The following is an 18,114-nucleotide window of genomic DNA, read 5'->3' on the forward strand; positions in this document are numbered from 1 at the left end:
GCACCTACCAAGACCAATACCCCCGGCACTTCCTGAAAAATCAGATAGCCCAAAAAACAAGCACCAACCGGTTCAAACAAAATAGCCAGGGTCACCAGGGTAGGATTAATCCAGCGTACCAACCAGTTAAAACTGGTATGTCCCACCATTTGGGGGAAAAGTGCCAATAACAAGATGTAGAGGTAAACTCCTACCGGATAATTGAGATAACTGACACCCCAGAGTAAGGATAACAGTAACAACACCAAAGCCCCCATACTGTAGGCGACAGCACTATAGCTACCGATACTCAAACCCCGCTGCTGTGCTTCACGTCCCCAAAGTACATACAAACTTGCTATCACTGCTGCCATCAATGCTAGAGAATTCCCCAACAGAGGATTACTCCCACCACTAATAGCACCCCCATCCCCCAAACTAATCAGCACAGCACCTACAAAGGCTACACCAATCCCCAAAACCGTCAGCCTAGTTAGTTTTTCCTTGAACCACAGCCAAGAAACTAGAGCAACCCAAATCGGAGTTGTGGTAACTAAGGTAGTAGATGCCGCAATGGAAGTAAAAGACAAGGAAGTAATCCAAGTCACAAAGTGTAGCGCTAAACAAATACCAGCCCCACTGGCATAGAGTAATGCACCTGGACCTAGCTGAGCTTGCCTGAAATTGCGCCAAGCTGGTAACAGTAGCATAGACGCAATAGTAAGGCGAGACCCAGCCACGAACAGGCTAAACCCTACCCCACTCACCCCAGCCGATGCGATCGCTAATCGCACAAAAATAGCTGATGTCGAAATCGCCAACACACCAGCCAAGAAAACCAATCCCACCTGCCACCGCAGCGGCTGCTTTATAATTTTCATAGCCATACAGCTTCAATCCCCAACCATTACCATTATTCCGCCAGAGGTACCAGGTGAGAAGTGAAGAAGTCTACTTAATCCTTGATAATTTCTAATTTAGAATTTAAACTATGTTTGAACTACCGCCACTCAATACTAATACAATTTGGTCAATTTTAAACGAAGAAATTGATGACGATACCGTTAATAAACTACTCTGGTACTATCTAGGTTATCGTTATAACTCAACTACCGGGCAGTGGGATATAACTGAGGTTAATCCTGAATGGCAAGAAGACTATCCCGAGCCACCCAATTTCCTAGAAAGCCGCCCTGCTACGGTAAAACTAACCCGTTCAATACCCAAAGAAAATAAACAGCTATTGAAAGAAAAATTAGGTTTCAAAGGTTACAAAATCGGGGAATTTGGTCCTCGACAAACTCGCCGAGCTACCGCAGCAAACTGGTTACTGAATTATATGGAACAAAACGGTATTGCCTCAGTCTAGCGTTTTTCATACTTATGAGGTACACAGGATTTTTTCCCTATTCCCTGCTCCCTGCTCCCTGCTTCCTAAAACTTAGGAAGTTGTACCTCAACCAATTGAGAAATGCTATGTAAAATACTTCATCCTTCAACCGTACTCGATAAATCAGTAGGAACAACTACACACTCCAACTCCGCCTTGTGACTCTCCTGCTGGTTCTCCAAATTAATTGCGATCGCTTCAATTCTGATTTGAGTCGTGCCTTCGGGTATAACTAATTGAGTCATTGCCTCCAGCTCCCCAGCCGCATTGGGGAGTAAATCTATAATAGAACGGGTTTCCTGGAGCAGAGAGCGAGTTTGCACGTCTTTAACCCACAATTTAATACATAGACGAGATTGACTAGGAGGAAGTTTTATGGTAACCATTACCTTTTCTCCAGCAACCAACTCCCTAGTAGTCGGTATTGATAAAGTGGGTGCTGTTAAGGTCGCATCCAACTCTAGGGATGAAAGATTCTCCAGTTTCGCCTTAACGTCATGTTGCTTAGTTGCAGTAGCTTTTGTAGCTTGTGGGGCTATTTCTATATCGTCTACTACAATTTCCTGAGTGCTCCAATCGTGACTAGTAATACCAACTCTAGGGGGTGTCTTTGGCATTGCTAATTCTGAACTAACTAGCGACAAATCCTCAGATTCTGTCATTGACTCCAAGACCTTTTCTGGAAATTCCCTAACCTCTTCTTGGTTGCTAGCCGTTTGATTCCTCTGTTCATCTTCCACTGCTGAGTGATCTTGCCCAGCAGGATTACTCTCTGGGGATAATTCTAACCTCAGCAATTCCATCAATTCATCATCTTCCGCTAAAGCACTCAACCGTGACCAAAAACGCTCTTCCATGTTTAAGGCTCGGAAAGCATCTTCTAAAGCGATTGACTCAGGATCTTGTACAGAATCTGGAGTCTCCCACCGAGTAGTATTCAATAATTGGTTTAGCTTGGAATTCTTGAACTGGGTATCAAGGGATTCTGAATCCTCTAACTGAACATCTGTCTGAGATTGATCAATCTCACTAATCTCAATAGTTTGGATTGCCTCAGATTCCGTTAGGGAATTAATCAGCACTTCAGAAGCATCATTAGAATTAGATGAGACCTCAGAATTTATCTCTAAGTTACTATCTTCAGTAGTATTTTTAGTACTATCTTTGGACTGTTCTACTGTGTCTTGAACTAATGTGTCTTGAACTAATGTGTCTTGAACTACTGTGTCTTGAACTACTGTGTCTTGAACTACTGTGTCTTGAGGCTGTAACTCTGACCCAGTATCTTGCTCTCGATTATTTAGTTCTGGATTGGCTGTAGTCGAGGATTCTTGATCATCTAGGGAAACGGAATCAGATCCTTTAGACTGATCTTGGACATCTTCGTGCTTTGCCTCAGGGTCAGCCACCGACTGCATTGTAGGCAAATTGGGCAATTCGAGGGATTTAACAGTTATGTCACTCGGCTGATGCTGGTAAAGTTTTGGTGGTAAAGACCGTCCAGAGATAGGTTGCAAGAACAGAGATGGATGGTTTTGGGGTAGCTCAACCAGATCCAGCGTAGTCTCCTCTAAGGGGTATTCATCTAATAATAGAAGGTCTTGATCAGGTTGATCAGGTTTGGCAGATTGAGCGATGCGATTAGCAAGTACTACCATGGTTTCCATGGGCATCCCCTGATTCCCTGGCACAATTACTTCTAATAAATCCTCTACATTAGCTGTAACAGTAAATTGTTGAGTTGCTAAAGGAGTTGACTGTGAATTATAAAGGGTGATTTTTCCTAAAATTAGACCACTTTGGCAATCCGTCGGAATATCTAGACTATGGCTAAATCCTAAAAATAACTCCTCTTGAGATAGTGAGTACTCAATATCTAACAAACGTTTTCCTGTTTGAGGAAACCGCAATTGATAGCGTAGAGTAGCAGGGAATAAGTTTTCTAAAACACTATCTAAAACACTAACTGTTATACTATCACCATTATTATTAATTTTATCATTATCTACTACCAATGCTCCTTTGATAGTCAACGACTCTCCTCGCTTTGCCAGGAAAATTTCCTTATCTAGTCTTAGGGTTAAACCGTACTGATTAACATCTGTATCTGAAACCCAATCTGAATCAGAGGTTTTTCTTAGCTGTTGGTTATCTTCAGATTCCCTATCTTCCAACTCATCCAATACTGGCTGAAGCACCTGTTGTAGTAGTTGCTCCAAAGTTTCCAGAGATTCCTCCATGATGGAATTCTCAACAGTCGATTGGAGTGGTAAGTCTTCCGAGATAGTTGCTGTTAGTTGTTGGTTGGTCTCAGAATTAACCGGTGCCTCTGGGTAAAGCTCTTCTACTCCTTGCAAAACCGTCTCTTGGCTAGGACTAGATTCGTCTTGGCTAACCCCAATTGCTGCTTGGGCTTGGTCAACAGGTAACTCTGGTGCAGCAATGGTTATGGGTTGTTGCTCTGGTGGTGTTATCTGACTCTCGTACTCCTGAGGGTTAGATAATTCTGATCTAGCATCTGAGCTAGCATCTGTTACTTTCAGGTCATTAGCAATAGTATTGGTGGAGGGAGAATCAACAGCTAGCTCAGGTGTACTCAGGGAATTGTCTAGTTGAGGCGGCTGAGTATCAGTTTCGGTGACTTCTACTGGGGTGGCTTCTACTGGGGTGGATTCTACTGGGGTAGATTCTACTGGGGTAGATTCTACTGGCGTGGATTCTGCTACTGATGAGGATACAGAGGTTTTCGGGGGTGTCTCTACATCTTTGACTTTGGGTATGACTTGTAGCGCTAAAGATTTTCGCCAGGACTCACCCAGAAAATCGTCCATGATATCGTTACTGCAACGTAACTTCCACAGACCAGGTTTAAGCTTGGTGAAAGGAATAACCACCATTAACCCTTCTGAGTTGGTGCGACGCCATCGTTTCTGGGACTTGCGTTTGGGTGGCACTTGCTCTGTGCTATCATAGCTGACGCAAATTTCTACATCAGTATTGGGCCGGTTGGAACGAGCCACTATCCGATACCGACCGGATTCTATCTCCATCTCAGAAGACTTGATTGGCTTCCAGGAGCGCTCCCCCTCTTTCTGTAGTAGAAATTCCCAGTACTTCTTAGCCATTGTCGATATCTATGACCCAAAGACCTGCTAATGGACTTGATTGCTTTTCCAATTAGCTTACACTTTAAGTCGAGTATTTTGCTTATCCCCACCCTCGGGATTTGTCAACCACCGGATTCGACAGAGTGACTGACATCTACTCTGTTTAAGGGGATAAGAAAGCAATACCACAAAATTAACCTTTAAGATGTGCTTGTTGATACTAAATTTTAGGGCTAATCTTAAGAAGTAAGCATTCAGCTATCAGCTATCAGCTATGAACCGAAGGCTTGTACCCATGTTACGGGAATGGCTCAGGGCTGACGGCTGACAGCTGACGGCTGAATGCTGACCTTAAGGATTATTCTAAGCCTGAGAGATCTCCTGCCTAAAGTGTTGCTGATTCGAAAGCTAGAATTTACCAATTCATCAGTTCATCTATTACAGTGCGAATACGATAAGTGTTCCGGTCACAAGGATTCACACAAATAACATCTACCCTGACATAATCACCTTTGGGAGCACATACAAGATTAAAAATAACGTTATTTCCTCTTTTATAGCGCCATGGGTGAAATTCAGTTTTTTCGATTTCTCCTCCATTTACAAGAATATTCATTTTTTCTATACCTTTCTTGTTACAGCTTGTCTCACTCCCACTACTAACGGAATGCCAACCTGTACTACCTCCATTTGCGCTTATTGCATTAGCTAATCCTTGGTTTAGGGTCATACTTACAATAGTTGCAACAGATAAAATGCTTAATTTATTTAACATCGTGATTCCTCCTTATCTCTTGTTAACTAATTTTATAACATCTTATTCTTATTGATTATTCTTAATAATCAATAAGAATAAGATGTTTTTTAAAAACTTAAAATTACTTAATATTTATTGGGTATAAATTTAAGGCATTGCTGAATTAAAATAGATAATAGCGTTTTCAAACGAGTTGTAAAATTATAGATTGTCGAAAAAGACAAGAAGCAAGAGGCAAAAAGCAACAGGGAAAAGAGCTCCAGAGTTTTATAGGAAACTCAAAAAAGACATTTTCAGTTTACATCTCAAATACAAATGCTATAAAACCGTAGGGGGTAAATCTCAATGCATGCTGTTTGATCCGGTGGGTGGAACGGGCATCTTGCCCGTGGGTGGAACGGGGCGGGCTGTCCCAATTCTGGCTACGAGGAGGAACATGAAGGCTCCCCTAAGGCACCCTACTCGACTAATCTTAAGGATTTTTCTAAGCCTCAGAGATAGCTTGTCTGAAGTGCCTAATAGCTTCAACTTTGGAAGCCATCATCAGACACCGAGACAATAAGTCAATATCCAAATCTGGCAAGACTTCACTCTGGGAAATTTTTTCGTAACCATCAAAGCGCAAGTGATACAAAGCAAATACACCATCCTCCCAAAACCAAACTTCGGGTACTCCTAATGATTGGTAACGACTTAGTTTGCTCTGATTACCACTGGTAAAGACAACTTCAATAGAGAGGTCTGCAATCACTCCTGACGCTCTACCAATTAGGTAAGATTGGTCTGCTTGTGCAGATGCTTCCCCTTCCTTCTCTTGGGTAAAGCTACCGGTTGGAGTGAACTCAATTTGTTTTTCAACAAAATAAGTACCCAGCAACAGTGCTATGACACCACTGAAGACTTCATGGTCTTGGGAAACTGCCAATATTTCTACCTCACCCCTGTAGTAGAACAGTCGAATTCCTGGGGAGTTGACGAACCCCGCTTGAATTGATTTGAAGTTATGCCAACTTACCCCGGAGTGGACTAGCCGTTGGTCTGTTTGTTTATCTACGACATAGGTCATGGCGATTATTCCTTGTTCACCATAGAAAGCCTAATCATGGAGTTTGCGATCGCAAACTTCCTGACTACCATCTTTGTAACCATTCAGCTGACAGCTGAGGGCTGACAGCTGACGGCTAACAGCTGACGCATCTTTCCTTACCAGATTAGCGAGATTATGTCCTCTTCAGCTATTGAACATTTGTTACCTTACCGAGACGAGTAAAGCGAATTTCAATCCTGCGCCTAGTTTGATCATCCTTTAAACTAATCGGAGCAATTTTTCCATTAGGTAAAATTAACTGGGCTGCAGAATAAGCCCGAAATTGCAACCCCTTCAGCCGCCCTTCCTTAGATTGAATCTCACGGAGTAATTGCACAACTGCCAAAGCTCGCATCAGTCCTAAATCAGCATTAGATCCTGGTCTAAGTTGACTGATAGAGGAATTTTTATTAACTACATTCCCAATGGTCTGGTCGATATTGCCAGCACCAAGATTAGGTTGACCATCGGTGTGACCAATCAGTTCTACTACATTAATTTCATAGTCCTTGGCATTGCTTTCAATCGCAGGGACAATTTGCTGCCGAATATAGTCTTTCATCGCTGAGGGAATTTCCGCACTGCCGGAATCAAATCGGTAAGCCCCCTGATCTTTGATTACAATAATTGGAGGTGTATCTGGTGGTTTTGGTGCTGCAGCAATCTGTACCTGCAAAGCCCTAACCTGCTGTTCTAGTGCCTTTTGGCGGTCAGTTGAGCGCTTTGCCCTAGCTCTCCAAATCGCTACGCCACGCTCAAGTTGATCAACCCGAACTGCCTTAGCTCGTAATTCCGCATTCTCCCTTGCTAATTGCACCACTTCATCTTCACTTCTGGTGAGATCATCAATGGTTGATTCCAAGGCAGTTTGTGCCAGCACAGACTTCAAAATAGACAGCAACAAAAATAAGATCAGGATCATGAAGGCATTAGACATTAAGTCTGTAAAGGCTGGCCAGAGATTTATCTCTTCATTCCAATCATTATTTCGTGAACGACGCATTTTATCAATTTCCTGTCAATTTTATAGTTATTATGTAAGTATTCAGCCGTCAGCCGTCAGCCGTCAGCTTATGCCCATAGCGCACGCTACTAATGGTGCTTTTGAATAAGCGATGCAGCCCCTACCCACTCGCGCTTTGCATCAAGAAAAGAGCTAAGCATTCGTTTAATTTGAGTTAGGTTCCAGCGTCGAAGCCTGTGCCACAAAGCTGATAGCTGATAGCTGATAGCTTACGTGATTATTTGTCATTTGCCAGGTTTATCGTTCACTGCTCAAACGCCTGACTAGCTCTCCTACAGTCATATCTTGGGTTATGCGAGTTGAACCATCGACTTGATTGGACTCAATCATTTTTTTGCTAATCTTAGCAATTTCCTGATTAGTGTTATTGAGATGATTGACAACTTTTTCAAGATTGTGTCGCATAATTTCATAATTATGCTGGTCAGTATTAGCTTGCTGAGTAAGACTTTGATCAAGGCGATCGCCTAAAGCCTGAATGCCCAGACTTACTCCTTCGGTATAGCTTTTCACATTTGACACTAACTTAGCCAATTCAGCCTGAACGTCACTCAAGCTATCGCTTCGAGAAACAATCCGTTGCTCTAATTGATCAAGCCTAGCGATCGCTGACTGAAATCCCTGTGCTCCTTGCTGAAGTTGGGGGATAATCTTCCCTAAGGCTTGTTGACTGTGATGATGCTGCTTCACTACATCTATAGAAGATTGTCTGAGGGCACTGATTTCTTCTGCCAATTTTACCAACTTAACCCCATGAAGTTGAAGTTCAGCCATTGCTACTCCCATAGCTTGGACTGATTGGGATAGCATACTGGCTGACTCAGAGAAACTGCTTTGGGTTCTAGTTAAATCTACTGTAGCCTTAGATAATTTTTGAGGAAACTGGCTATGCTCGAAGGTTTGAGCCACTTGGGTAAATTGAGCAGCAGCTAACTGAAATTCCTCAGCACTTCTGGCGATAGTACTAGCAGCTTGGAAGAATCTATTGTAAGAATTTTCTGCTATTTTAAGCACTTGAGTGTTAGCATCAGCAATTTCTTGAACTTTTTCTCGTAGTGAGGATTCCACTGCTTCTCGAACAGTCTGACCAAATTTCGCCAAAAAGTTGTCAAAGATATTGGACATCCCCTGAACCAATACATCCAGGCGTGTTTGCCCTACTAAAGTCGGCTGATAAATATTATCCAAGTAGTCTTCTAAGTAACTAATTAGATTATTTTTGGCTAGCCCTGTATTGAAGGCGACATTAACTACGGTTAAGACAGCACTAAAAAAGATCGCAGTTAAGCTAGTGGTAAAAGCAATCCCCATCCCTTCTAGGGGTTGCTGTAATTGGTTAACTAAAGTATTGATATCGGTAGCATCAGACTGACTGATTGTTTGACTCAGTGCTAACAAATTGATGGTGATGCCGATAAAGGTACCTAGTAAGCCAAAGGATAACAGTAAGCTAGGCATAATCCGACCAATGTAATCAATTTGGTCACAAGAGATGCCAACAACTTTCTCGTGGCTGTAGGCTTGGTCAATTAATGCGCCTGTATTGACCTGCTCTAAATGTCGGCTAGCATCTGAGAACCGTCTTTCTAGCTCCTCTACAATTCTGGGTTTTTTCCCACGAGGCTGTCCATGGATTAGTCTTCTTACTCGCTTCCCTAGGGATAAAAGATGGGTATGGAGAGCAAAACGTAGTAAAATTACGAATACTGATGGGATTACCACCAGTACTACAGTCAGGGCAATTAAGTAATCAGGTATTGGTAGCATAGCAGCAGCTGGGGAACTCTATAGGTGAAATGGTAGCGCAGCATCCTCAGGATGATAACCCATTTCTTTATAACCTAAGCATACCCAGACTTATCTCAAACCATTGATATTTAACTACGAAATAATAGGAGGTTATTGAGTGTTAACACTGAATAGTCAAGGGTGCATCTCCTAACAGTTTGACCCAGCAGTGGTGCGTTACGGGCAACAACCTCACCCTGGCTACGAGGCCAAATATCAAGGCCCCCCTAACACACCCTACCCATACGAAGGTGCGTTACGGGCAACAACCTAACCCTGGCTACGAGGCGAAATATGAAGGCCCCCCTAACGCACCCTAAGCAACTCAACACTCAACACTCAACACTCAACGCAATTGTTCTATCTGCCCTTTTAACTGGTCAGTTTTATCCAATAAATCAGCTTGGGTCATAGTTTCTTGTTCCCCAGAGGCCAGCCATTTCAAATTCACTGTGTTGCTCTGAGCTTCAGCATCTCCGATCACTAAACAAGCCACCGCACCACTGCGGTCAGCTCGCTTAAACTGTTTACCAAAAGCACTTCCACTCAAGTCCAGTTCTACAGCCAACCCAGCTTGGCGCAGTTGTTGAGCCAGTTTCAACCCTTGAGCTTGAGCTACTTCACCTCTGGATACTAGATAAAAATCTAGCGCTAGGGTTGGTGATGCTTGCAGTTGTTGCAGCAAAATCACTAAACGCTCCAAACCAATGGCCCAACCAACGGCTGGAGTTTTATTTCCCCCCAATTCATGGACTAATCCGTCATAGCGACCACCACCACAAACTGTTGCTTGAGCGCCTAAGTCATCAGAGATAATTTCAAAGGCAGTGTGGGTGTAGTAATCCAACCCCCGCACCAAGCGAGGATTGAGCTGGTAACTAATCCCATTATCCTGCAACAACTGCTTTACCTGATCAAAATGACTTTGGGACTCTGAACTGAGGTAGTCTAAAATGCTCGGAGCATCCTGAGCAATCTCTTGAGTACGTTTGTCTTTACTATCTAAAATCCTGAGGGGATTGCGAGTTAAACGGTCTTGAGAATCTTCGTCCAACTCATCTTTGTAAGGAGTGAGGTAATCTACCAGAGCCTGTCGATACTGTTGACGGTCTTCGGTACTACCGACAGAATTCAGGTCAAGTTTCAGGTTAACTAGACCCAAGGTATTTAGGATATCGATTGCGATCGCAATTACTTCTGCATCTGCCCTCGGATCACGAGAACCAATCACCTCTACCCCCAATTGATGAAACTGTCGCTGTCGTCCAGCTTGGGGATTTTCATAGCGAAACATCGGACCGGTATACCAGAGCCGTTGTACTCCACCAGCAGCATAGAGGCTATTTTGAATATAAGCTCGCACTACTCCCGCTGTCCCTTCTGGACGTAGTGTCACCGAACGAGGAGGGGTTGCCCGGTCGTTGAAGGTATACATTTCCTTCCCCACCACATCAGTAGCTTCCCCAATCCCCCGTTCAAACAGTTCAGTGCGCTCAAAAATGGGAGGACGAATTTCTCGATAAGCCGCTCTATTGAGAATCTGTTGTGCGATCGCTTCTACTTGCTGCCAATATCCCACTTCGTCTGGCAGGATATCCCGTGTTCCTCGTAAAGCCTGGATTAAACCCATTAACCTTTTGCTTCCCCATCATGTGAGCTGCTGTCCACCATCGGAAGTGTCTTCTTCCCAGGCACCATAGCGATTTTGATAATAGGACAAAATTTGCTTGACCCGTTCTGTTTCTACTTTATCAGCAGTCTCGGCATACTCAATCCACAATCCACCAACTTGGCTCTGATTGTAATCAAACTGCTGGGATGTTTGGGGTAGTAAATCAGCGTCTACCCCTGTCACTTGCCGTAAATGGGCAGCTACCTCTCGATATACTGCCAAGGGTAAACCAGGACAACTAATTTGATAACGCAATAGTTTACACTGCTCCATGATCCTAGGGTACCTTGTATTAGGGATTAAGTAGCAGAACCATTAACCCAATTTCTAACACCTTTAGCTATCAGCGTGTCGCGTATCAGCTATCAGCCAAAGGTCTGTGGCAACGCTACTGCAACAGTTTATGCCCATAGCGTACGCTACTAATACTTTTTCATAAAATCAGCACAATTAGTAGCGTCAGCCAAGGCCAAAGGCTTTTGGGCCACGGTACGGGAATGGCTGATGGCTGACGGCTGATAGCTGAATGCTTACCTAACACCTAACACCGTGCCCTAAGGTTACCTCAAGAAGCTGATGTTGAGGTTTCTCCAACTCGTCTAGAGACTTCAACACCGTTTTCTTCCAGAATCACCACTGGATCTAAGCCTCTATACATTTCAATCCGCTTGACTAGCACTTGTCCACCTAATAGAAACTGTCCAGCTTGAACGCTACGACTAGGCTCATTAGGGACATCTAGGATAGCGTAATAGACACCCCTACCATTGTCAACTACCCCTGTGACACTGATCTTATATGCCAGTTCTGGTTCTGGTAGGATTGGCAGTTGCAGATCAAATTCAGGAGGGATAGGGGGGATACCATCCTTGACAACAGAGCTATTGTCTGGTATTGAACCAGGCTTAGCTTTGCTCGTCTGTGTAGGCTGAGTTTTCTGGGGCCGTGGCAAAACATTTCCTCTTGATGAGCCAGGAGACTTTCTAGGGATTGATGAGCTTGGAGCCTTACGGTCGGGCTTGCTAGCTCTTGAAGGGCTGGTCGGCCTGCTAGCTCTTGAAGGGCTGGTCGGCCTGCTAGCTCTTGAAGGGCTGGTGGGTTTTACCACTACACTACTTCCTGTCCCAGGACGCGGACGCAAAGCCGGTCTTGGTGGTGTAGGAATCAGAGGCTGTACCCTCGTAGGGGAACTACTTGGTCTGCCAGGATTGGGCAAAATCTCCACCTCTGGTTGCACTGAAATTGCTGCAAACGGGTCAAGACGTCCCTTATCAATCCGATTTCTTACTTCATTGCTTGGCAAGGTTGTGATCAACGGTGGTATTGGTATTACCTTTTCCTGCTCCGGTTTTTCCGGGGATTTAGGAGCAAATTCAGCTACAGGAGGAGAAGGTTTGGTGCTATCCGGGGAAGCCACCGGAGTAGGTTTAGGGGTAGTCGGCTCCACTTGATCAGCCTTTCTCCCCGGTTGACAGCCTCCTATAAGCAGAGCCAGCACACTCACCCATACGATGCATGATACTTTACCCATGACCACCTAAAAATAACGCTTTATCCGAGCATACCCTTGAAGTTATCGATCTGTGGCACCAACTTCTTTGAAGATAGGATTTTTTTGGCAAATTTCCCAAAACTGGAGACTCTAAGCAAAAGGCTGTGGGCAGGTCAGCCGTCAGCCTTTTGCCAAAGGCTCACCCTTGGCCAAAGGCTACGCTGCGCGAATGCGAACAGCCGTCAGTGGTCAGCTTATTTTATCCAAAAGCACCTCAACTAGAGTCCAGTTACTTTGCCAGCTGTATAGGATTCTAGATAATTTTATATTATATTTATAATAATGTATGTAGTGAAAATTAATCTTAATCTTGTGTCGGTGTCATTAACTTTTGCAAAGCTTCCAAGCCTTTTTTAACGCGGCGGGATACCGTTACTACACTGATGTCTAAGCGCTGTGCTACCTCTTTTTGGGTCAAGTCATGTAAAAAAACAAATTCCAGCACTTCACGAGTGCGCTTTTCCAAATGAGCTAGGGCTTGTTGAATGCGGATTTGGTCTTCCTGTGCCAGCTGAAAACTGCGATAGCGAGGATCTGGCACTAACTCACCCAAGCTGGTGTTTCTGTCCTCTGAATCTCCCACTGGTGTATCTAAGCTCAGAGGTTCCCGATTTTGATGAGCTAGGGTAATTTCTTGCCATTCTTCTAGGGAAATGTTTAATGCTGCTGCTATTTCTTCTTCTGTCGGTTGCCGGTTTAACGTTGCTCGTAAATTTTGAGTAATTTCCACAGATTTTTGCCGTAGGGCTAGCCAGCGTCGAGGAATGCGAATTGAATAACCCCGATCTCGTAAATAGTGCTGAATTTCACCACGAATGTAGGGGATAGCGAAGGAACTAAATGCTATGCCCTTGGTGGAATCAAATCGTTCTATGGCAACAATTAAGCCAATACAGCCAACCTGAAGTAAGTCTTCGTAGCTTTCATTACACTGCTTGACCCAATGATGAGCTTCTCTCCTCACTAGTCCTAAATTGAGAGCAACTAGCTGATTGCGAAGTTCAGGGTCAGGATATTGCTGGTACTTTTGTAATAATGTTAAGCTTTGATACTTAAGTTTATGGTTAAGGTTAGTCGCCATAACAAAGTTGAAGGTGGTAGATTACAAGTAGATCACAATTAGATCACAATCGGCTATGAGACCGCTAACTCGTGCCAATTATCCTGGATGGCTGCAACAAATTTTTACTCCCTTTTGCTAATGGGTCAGGTTGAATTGGTAATGGTTGTCGGATTCCCGATTGACGATTTCCCGGATCCAATCCCCGGAAGATCTTATGTTGCATTCCTTTTCGATCAAGGGGTTCAGTTTTATTGGCGTGGGTTTATGCTAAAGTTTTGTTTGATAACATAGGTGATTTAGTTAATTTAGTTTATTAATCTCCAAAAGCACCGCCCTGGTCATAGTGTTATTGCTTTAATTGTAGATTTACCATTAAGTTTATTAAAACAGTAATTTCACCCGAATCCCGAATTAGAAACGATGAAAGTTTATTAATAATACATACAGGATAACGAAAACGCCACATTCCGATCAAAAAAGGGGCATACGCCCCTTAGCAATTAACGTTTTTGCCAATTTCCCATGCTGGGAGTCAGTGGCTTCCAAGACTCAAACCAAGGTCAGCTATGCTTGTTTTGGTTGAATGCGACCGTAAAATATTCCCTGAACTTTCACTTCTTCTGGCTCATCAGCACCTAAGTCAGTATCTGAGGGTTGTTCACTTATGAATGTACCAGCAATTTCGCCACTCTCGCTATCTACTTGAGCTATGCGCAGCTCAATGGTGCCTTCTCCCACATCTGCGCTCTTAACATTGGCAAACTCTTGGCTATCCGCTTGAGATGGCAGAGCAACCGAATTATCATAACCACTAGCCAGACCTCGACCTTTGGGATCTAGGAAAACAGCACCCCGATAAGAGGGGACGTAGAAATCACCAACAAAGTCGGTGGAAGCATTGATGCTCTCCAAACCAGGCTCAGTTGTGGCAACCAATTTTTTAATGGTAAACAGGAATGGGACTTGCTCACCTCCAGGCAACTGAATAGTGATGGGTTGGAAATCTATACCATCCTTTTCCAAAAACTTCAGACTACCATCTTCTTGAAAAACTAAGTCTCCTCGCACTTGAACCAGGCTAGAGGTATAACGGGTCAATAATTTGCCGGGAAGATATTCTGCCTCTTTGCGCTTAGTTCCTTCTTCCTTGACAAAGAAGTTGGTTGGCTGTACGCATATATCGACAATCTCATAGGACTGGTCAGGGTCTACAGGAATAGCACCCCGAGTCATTTCTGACAGCTGTGGACAGTTATTGGCTAAACCAGTGTTTTTAATCTGGTCATAGGTAAGTCCTTCGATACTTTCCAAGCTGGCTACATCTGGAGAACAGGAAGCTGTAAAGACCCCCAGACATAACGCGAGGAAGGCACAAATCAAAGCACGATACTTCATAGTCAATCTCAATCGTCAATAATCAGATCTAAAAATGTATGTTAGGTTGGTTCTGGAATTGGGTTGCTGGTGCCATAGGAGTTAAACAGCTGCTGCCCTCTAGGCATTGACCAGTATGATCCACAATTCACACCACACCCATGTTATAAGTCGGGCTACACACAAACTATCGGGAAGCTTGTTATTTGGTTGAACTACTGCCATTTGGGCATAGGGCATGCAAAAATGGCACCGATTCCGTGAGCCTCAGCTGTTCTTTAGAGCATTGTACACGGGAAGAGCCGCCTTTACTGCGACAGTTATTTGATGGAATGGATCGGGATAAAGATTTGGATTCAGAGCAATTACAGGCTAAATTACTAGAGATTAGCGCTGATCTTCGTTCTTTGGCAAAGAATTACCAAGATGATAACTTAGCGCTGTTGGCTATACTCAGGGGTTTAGAGGAAGTCCATGGCGAGATTCGAGACGGGTTATTTCAAGCCTCATTGCCGGATACTCGCCAGAAACTATATGATTTTCTAAAGGATATTGAAGAAAAGGGTGGTTGGCCCTATATTGAACGCATGAATCTAATCTCTGTACTTAATAAGCTGCCTGAGTCAGCCCGATCTAAGCAGGGTATCACTGACGACCACTAGGAAACTGTTGCCCAAGTCCTGGGATGATTGATAGAGATTTAGAACAGACCGAAGAGTCCGGAAGAGCGTGAAAACCAGACTATATCCCGCTTAAATTTAGGAAAAACCTTGCTTGCTGAGCAAGTCATCGGTGCTAGGCAATAGCCCAACGTCAATGGTGGGAGCCAATACACCCACTGGACAAAATCCCGACAGAGTGACTTAAGTTAAGTAACTACTATCAGTACTACTAGATGACGACAAAATAGCGAGACAAGCCAGATCAAGCTTTGGCGGGTCAGCAAGACACTAACTCTTTCCAATGCTAGGATTTTGCCGTCAGAGTATTAAAATTTAAGTAAGTATATACTACTATTATGGCGATTGCCGGAGATTCAATTAAATTTGGGACAGACGGCTGGCGAGGTATCATTGCCGCCGATTTTACCTTCGAGCGCTTGGCAATAGTTGCCCCTGTTGCTGCTCAAGTTCTGGCAGATGCTTATGGGGAAACCACGGGTAGCCAAACGATTATAGTGGGTCATGACCGACGCTTCATGGCAGAAGACTTTGCCAAAAAAACTGCAGAGGTGGTTCAATCTGCTGGTTTTGATGTCTTACTCTCTAACAGTTATGCTCCTACACCAGCCTTCAGTTGGGCAGCCAAGTCCCAAAATGCTTTGGGAGCTTTGGTAATTACTGCTAGTCATAATCCTGGCAATTACCTAGGCTTAAAAGTCAAAGGAGCGTTTGGTGGATCAGTTCCTCTAGAAATAACTAAACAGATTGAAGCCAAACTTTCTCAAGCACCAGCTACACCTAAGAAAGAGGGTAGTATCAAGACCTTTGACCCATGGTCAAGTTACTGTGATGCCTTAAGACAAAAGGTTGATATTGCCCTGATTCAACAGCTGATTAGTCAGGGTAAACTGACTGTCTTTGCCCATGTGATGAATGGTGCAGCAGCAGGAGGCTTGAACAAGATTCTTGGGGTACCTATTATCGAAATTAAGGCCGAACGGGATCCCTTATTTGGTGGCAAATCCCCAGAACCTTTACCCGGTTATCTGTCTGAGCTATTTGAAGCGCTCCAGAATCACCAGCGTCAACCGGGTGTTGAATTAGCGGTTGGGTTGGCATTTGATGGGGATAGCGATCGCATTGCAGCTGCTGATGGTCAGGGCAATTTCCTTAGCCCCCAAATCCTGATTCCCATCCTGATTGAACATCTAGCATCACGACGTAACTTTAGTGGTGAAGTGGTCAAAACCCTTAGTGGTTCTGACCTAATTCCTAGAGTGGCAGCACTGTATAATTTGCCAGTTTATGAGACTGCTATCGGTTACAAGTATATTGCTGACCGGATGTTATCCACTCCTGCTTTGCTAGGGGGTGAGGAATCCGGAGGCATTGGCTATGGCAACCATATTCCTGAGCGAGATGCTTTATTATCAGCACTGTACATATTAGAAGCGATCGCTAAATCTGGAAAAGACTTAAGTGAACTCTACAAGAGTCTCCAAGAGCAAACTGGCTATGCTTCTGCCTATGACCGGATCGATTTACATCTATCGGGGATGGAAGTGCGATCGCGTATACAAGAACAATTACAAACTCAGCCTCTCCAAGAAATTAATGGTCAGGCAGTGGTGGATTGCCAAACCACCGATGGGTACAAATTCCGTTTAGCTAACGACAGCTGGTTGCTGATTCGTTTTAGTGGCACTGAACCCTTATTGCGACTCTACTGTGAAGCAGCTACCCTTGAACAGGTAACTCAAACCTTGAACTGGGCTAAAGATTGGGCCAGTCAGTTTTAGAGTTGAAATGTTGGATTAGTGTTGGATTTTGGGTTAGCTGGTTTTGGGTGCGATATTGAAAATCTGGGCAATGGTTAAGTAAGATCACAATCGGGCATTAAACGCTGCTTGAACTGTATCGAATTGACTCTGATTGCCAGTTAACCTTTGATCAAACAATCTGACCTTGTTGCTTTGAGTAATCCAAAATCCCAACATCAAACCCCAAATTTGCTGCCAAAATTGCTGGTTGTAGCTACAGGCAATCCTGGTAAGCTGCGGGAGATGCAGACATACCTAGATTCTTTGGACTGGGAATTACAGTTAAAGCCACCAGAGCTAGAGATTGAAGAAACTGGGGATACATTTGCTGCCAATGCTTGTCTGAAGGCATCAGTAGTAGCCCAGACAACTGGAAAATGGGCAATTGCTGATGATTCTGGTTTGCAAGTTGATGCCCTAGATGGTGCTCCAGGGATTTATTCTGGACGCTATTGCAAAACCGACCAAGAGCGAATTGAGCGGCTACTGGGGGAGCTAGGTTTGGAAGTGAATCGGCAAGCCCAGTTTGTTTGTGTAGTGGCGATTGCTCGTCCAGATGGTGCGATCGCTTTTCAAGCTGAAGGGATTTGTCGGGGGGAAATTTTGCCAGCTCCTCGGGGAACTGGTGGCTTTGGCTACGACCCAATTTTTTTTGTTCCAGAGCAGGGGTTGACCTTTGCTGAGATGGAGCCTGAGATCAAGCGATCCTGCTCTCATCGTGGCAAGGCTTTTGAATTACTACTGCCTCAGTTGAAACATTTAGGTTAACTAGCGTGGGATACTCTTAAACCGTCAATTCCCTATAAAAATCAACTGAGGCACGCTAACTCGGTAAACTG

Annotated in this window: 17 protein-coding genes; 5 read left to right on the forward strand and 12 right to left on the reverse strand. The window is 44.1% G+C overall.

The genetic code is table 11. The features are described from left to right. Positions 1 to 866, reverse strand: an 866-nt coding sequence (locus tag F6K37_RS06755) for a DMT family transporter (protein ID WP_502887729.1), incomplete at its 3' end; no start/stop codon positions are given. A gap of 104 nt (positions 867 to 970) precedes the next feature. Here F6K37_RS06755 and F6K37_RS06760 point away from each other — a divergent pair. Continuing rightward, complete coding sequence (locus tag F6K37_RS06760; protein ID WP_008186111.1) at positions 971 to 1,348, forward strand: DUF1823 family protein; 378 nt, start codon at positions 971 to 973, stop codon at positions 1,346 to 1,348. Positions 1,349 to 1,467: 119 nt separating this feature from the next. On the opposite strand, the gene F6K37_RS06765 is transcribed toward F6K37_RS06760, so the two are convergent. The 8 genes from F6K37_RS06765 to F6K37_RS06800 all read right to left on the reverse strand — a co-directional run bounded on the left by F6K37_RS06765 (position 1,468) and on the right by F6K37_RS06800 (position 12,335). Next, on the reverse strand, positions 1,468 to 4,494 hold the full coding sequence (locus tag F6K37_RS06765) for a hypothetical protein (protein WP_287249077.1): 3,027 nt from the start codon (positions 4,492 to 4,494) through the stop codon (positions 1,468 to 1,470). Between the two features lie 397 nt (positions 4,495 to 4,891). Beyond that, the gene (locus F6K37_RS06770; RefSeq protein ID WP_008186115.1) at positions 4,892 to 5,251 is read right to left on the reverse strand and encodes a hypothetical protein; all 360 of its coding nucleotides are present in this window, start codon (positions 5,249 to 5,251) and stop codon (positions 4,892 to 4,894) included. Between the two features lie 466 nt (positions 5,252 to 5,717). Next, complete coding sequence (locus F6K37_RS06775) at positions 5,718 to 6,299, reverse strand: Uma2 family endonuclease (RefSeq protein WP_008186117.1); 582 nt, start codon at positions 6,297 to 6,299, stop codon at positions 5,718 to 5,720. Positions 6,300 to 6,468: 169 nt separating this feature from the next. Then, positions 6,469 to 7,323, reverse strand: coding sequence for an OmpA family protein (locus tag F6K37_RS06780; protein ID WP_008186118.1), 855 nt, complete (start codon positions 7,321 to 7,323; stop codon positions 6,469 to 6,471). Positions 7,324 to 7,581: 258 nt separating this feature from the next. Next, positions 7,582 to 9,111 (reverse strand): hypothetical protein, encoded by a 1,530-nt coding sequence (locus tag F6K37_RS06785; RefSeq protein WP_008186121.1) that lies wholly within the window; start codon positions 9,109 to 9,111, stop codon positions 7,582 to 7,584. Positions 9,112 to 9,478: 367 nt separating this feature from the next. Continuing rightward, complete coding sequence (gene hisS, locus F6K37_RS06790; protein ID WP_008186123.1) at positions 9,479 to 10,762, reverse strand: histidine--tRNA ligase; 1,284 nt, start codon at positions 10,760 to 10,762, stop codon at positions 9,479 to 9,481. An 18-nt stretch (positions 10,763 to 10,780) separates the two neighbouring features. Further along, entirely contained in the window at positions 10,781 to 11,077 is a 297-nt protein-coding gene (locus F6K37_RS06795) for a hypothetical protein (RefSeq protein WP_287249082.1), read from the reverse strand. A gap of 292 nt (positions 11,078 to 11,369) precedes the next feature. Further along, positions 11,370 to 12,335: a hypothetical protein gene (locus tag F6K37_RS06800; RefSeq protein ID WP_287249084.1), complete on the reverse strand. Its 966-nt coding sequence runs from the start codon at positions 12,333 to 12,335 to the stop codon at positions 11,370 to 11,372. Between the two features lie 36 nt (positions 12,336 to 12,371). Between F6K37_RS06800 and F6K37_RS06805 the strand changes: the two genes are divergently transcribed. Beyond that, a complete protein-coding gene (locus tag F6K37_RS06805) occupies positions 12,372 to 12,578 on the forward strand; it encodes a hypothetical protein (RefSeq protein ID WP_287249086.1) in 207 nt (68 codons plus the stop codon). 82 nt (positions 12,579 to 12,660) lie between these two features. Here the strand turns inward: F6K37_RS06805 and F6K37_RS06810 are convergent, their stop codons facing one another. The 3 genes from F6K37_RS06810 to F6K37_RS06820 all read right to left on the reverse strand — a co-directional run bounded on the left by F6K37_RS06810 (position 12,661) and on the right by F6K37_RS06820 (position 14,814). Continuing rightward, on the reverse strand, positions 12,661 to 13,437 hold the full coding sequence (locus F6K37_RS06810; RefSeq protein ID WP_008186130.1) for an RNA polymerase sigma factor SigF: 777 nt from the start codon (positions 13,435 to 13,437) through the stop codon (positions 12,661 to 12,663). 64 nt (positions 13,438 to 13,501) lie between these two features. Further along, complete coding sequence (locus F6K37_RS06815) at positions 13,502 to 13,642, reverse strand: hypothetical protein (protein WP_154659842.1); 141 nt, start codon at positions 13,640 to 13,642, stop codon at positions 13,502 to 13,504. 341 nt (positions 13,643 to 13,983) lie between these two features. Next, positions 13,984 to 14,814 (reverse strand): photosystem II manganese-stabilizing polypeptide, encoded by an 831-nt coding sequence (locus F6K37_RS06820; RefSeq protein ID WP_008186133.1) that lies wholly within the window; start codon positions 14,812 to 14,814, stop codon positions 13,984 to 13,986. Positions 14,815 to 14,999: 185 nt separating this feature from the next. Between F6K37_RS06820 and F6K37_RS06825 the strand changes: the two genes are divergently transcribed. The 3 genes from F6K37_RS06825 (at position 15,000) to rdgB (ending at position 18,043) form a co-directional block, all read left to right on the forward strand. Beyond that, on the forward strand, positions 15,000 to 15,455 hold the full coding sequence (locus F6K37_RS06825) for a hypothetical protein (protein WP_229414579.1): 456 nt from the start codon (positions 15,000 to 15,002) through the stop codon (positions 15,453 to 15,455). Positions 15,456 to 15,811: 356 nt separating this feature from the next. Beyond that, complete coding sequence (locus F6K37_RS06830) at positions 15,812 to 17,254, forward strand: phosphoglucomutase/phosphomannomutase family protein (protein ID WP_287249091.1); 1,443 nt, start codon at positions 15,812 to 15,814, stop codon at positions 17,252 to 17,254. A 213-nt stretch (positions 17,255 to 17,467) separates the two neighbouring features. Further along, positions 17,468 to 18,043: an RdgB/HAM1 family non-canonical purine NTP pyrophosphatase gene (rdgB, locus tag F6K37_RS06835; RefSeq protein WP_353837853.1), complete on the forward strand. Its 576-nt coding sequence runs from the start codon at positions 17,468 to 17,470 to the stop codon at positions 18,041 to 18,043. Positions 18,044 to 18,114: the final 71 nt, after the last annotated feature.

The organism is Moorena sp. SIO4E2, assembly GCF_010671945.1.
Classification (GTDB): Bacteria; Cyanobacteriota; Cyanobacteriia; order Cyanobacteriales; family Coleofasciculaceae; genus Moorena; species Moorena producens.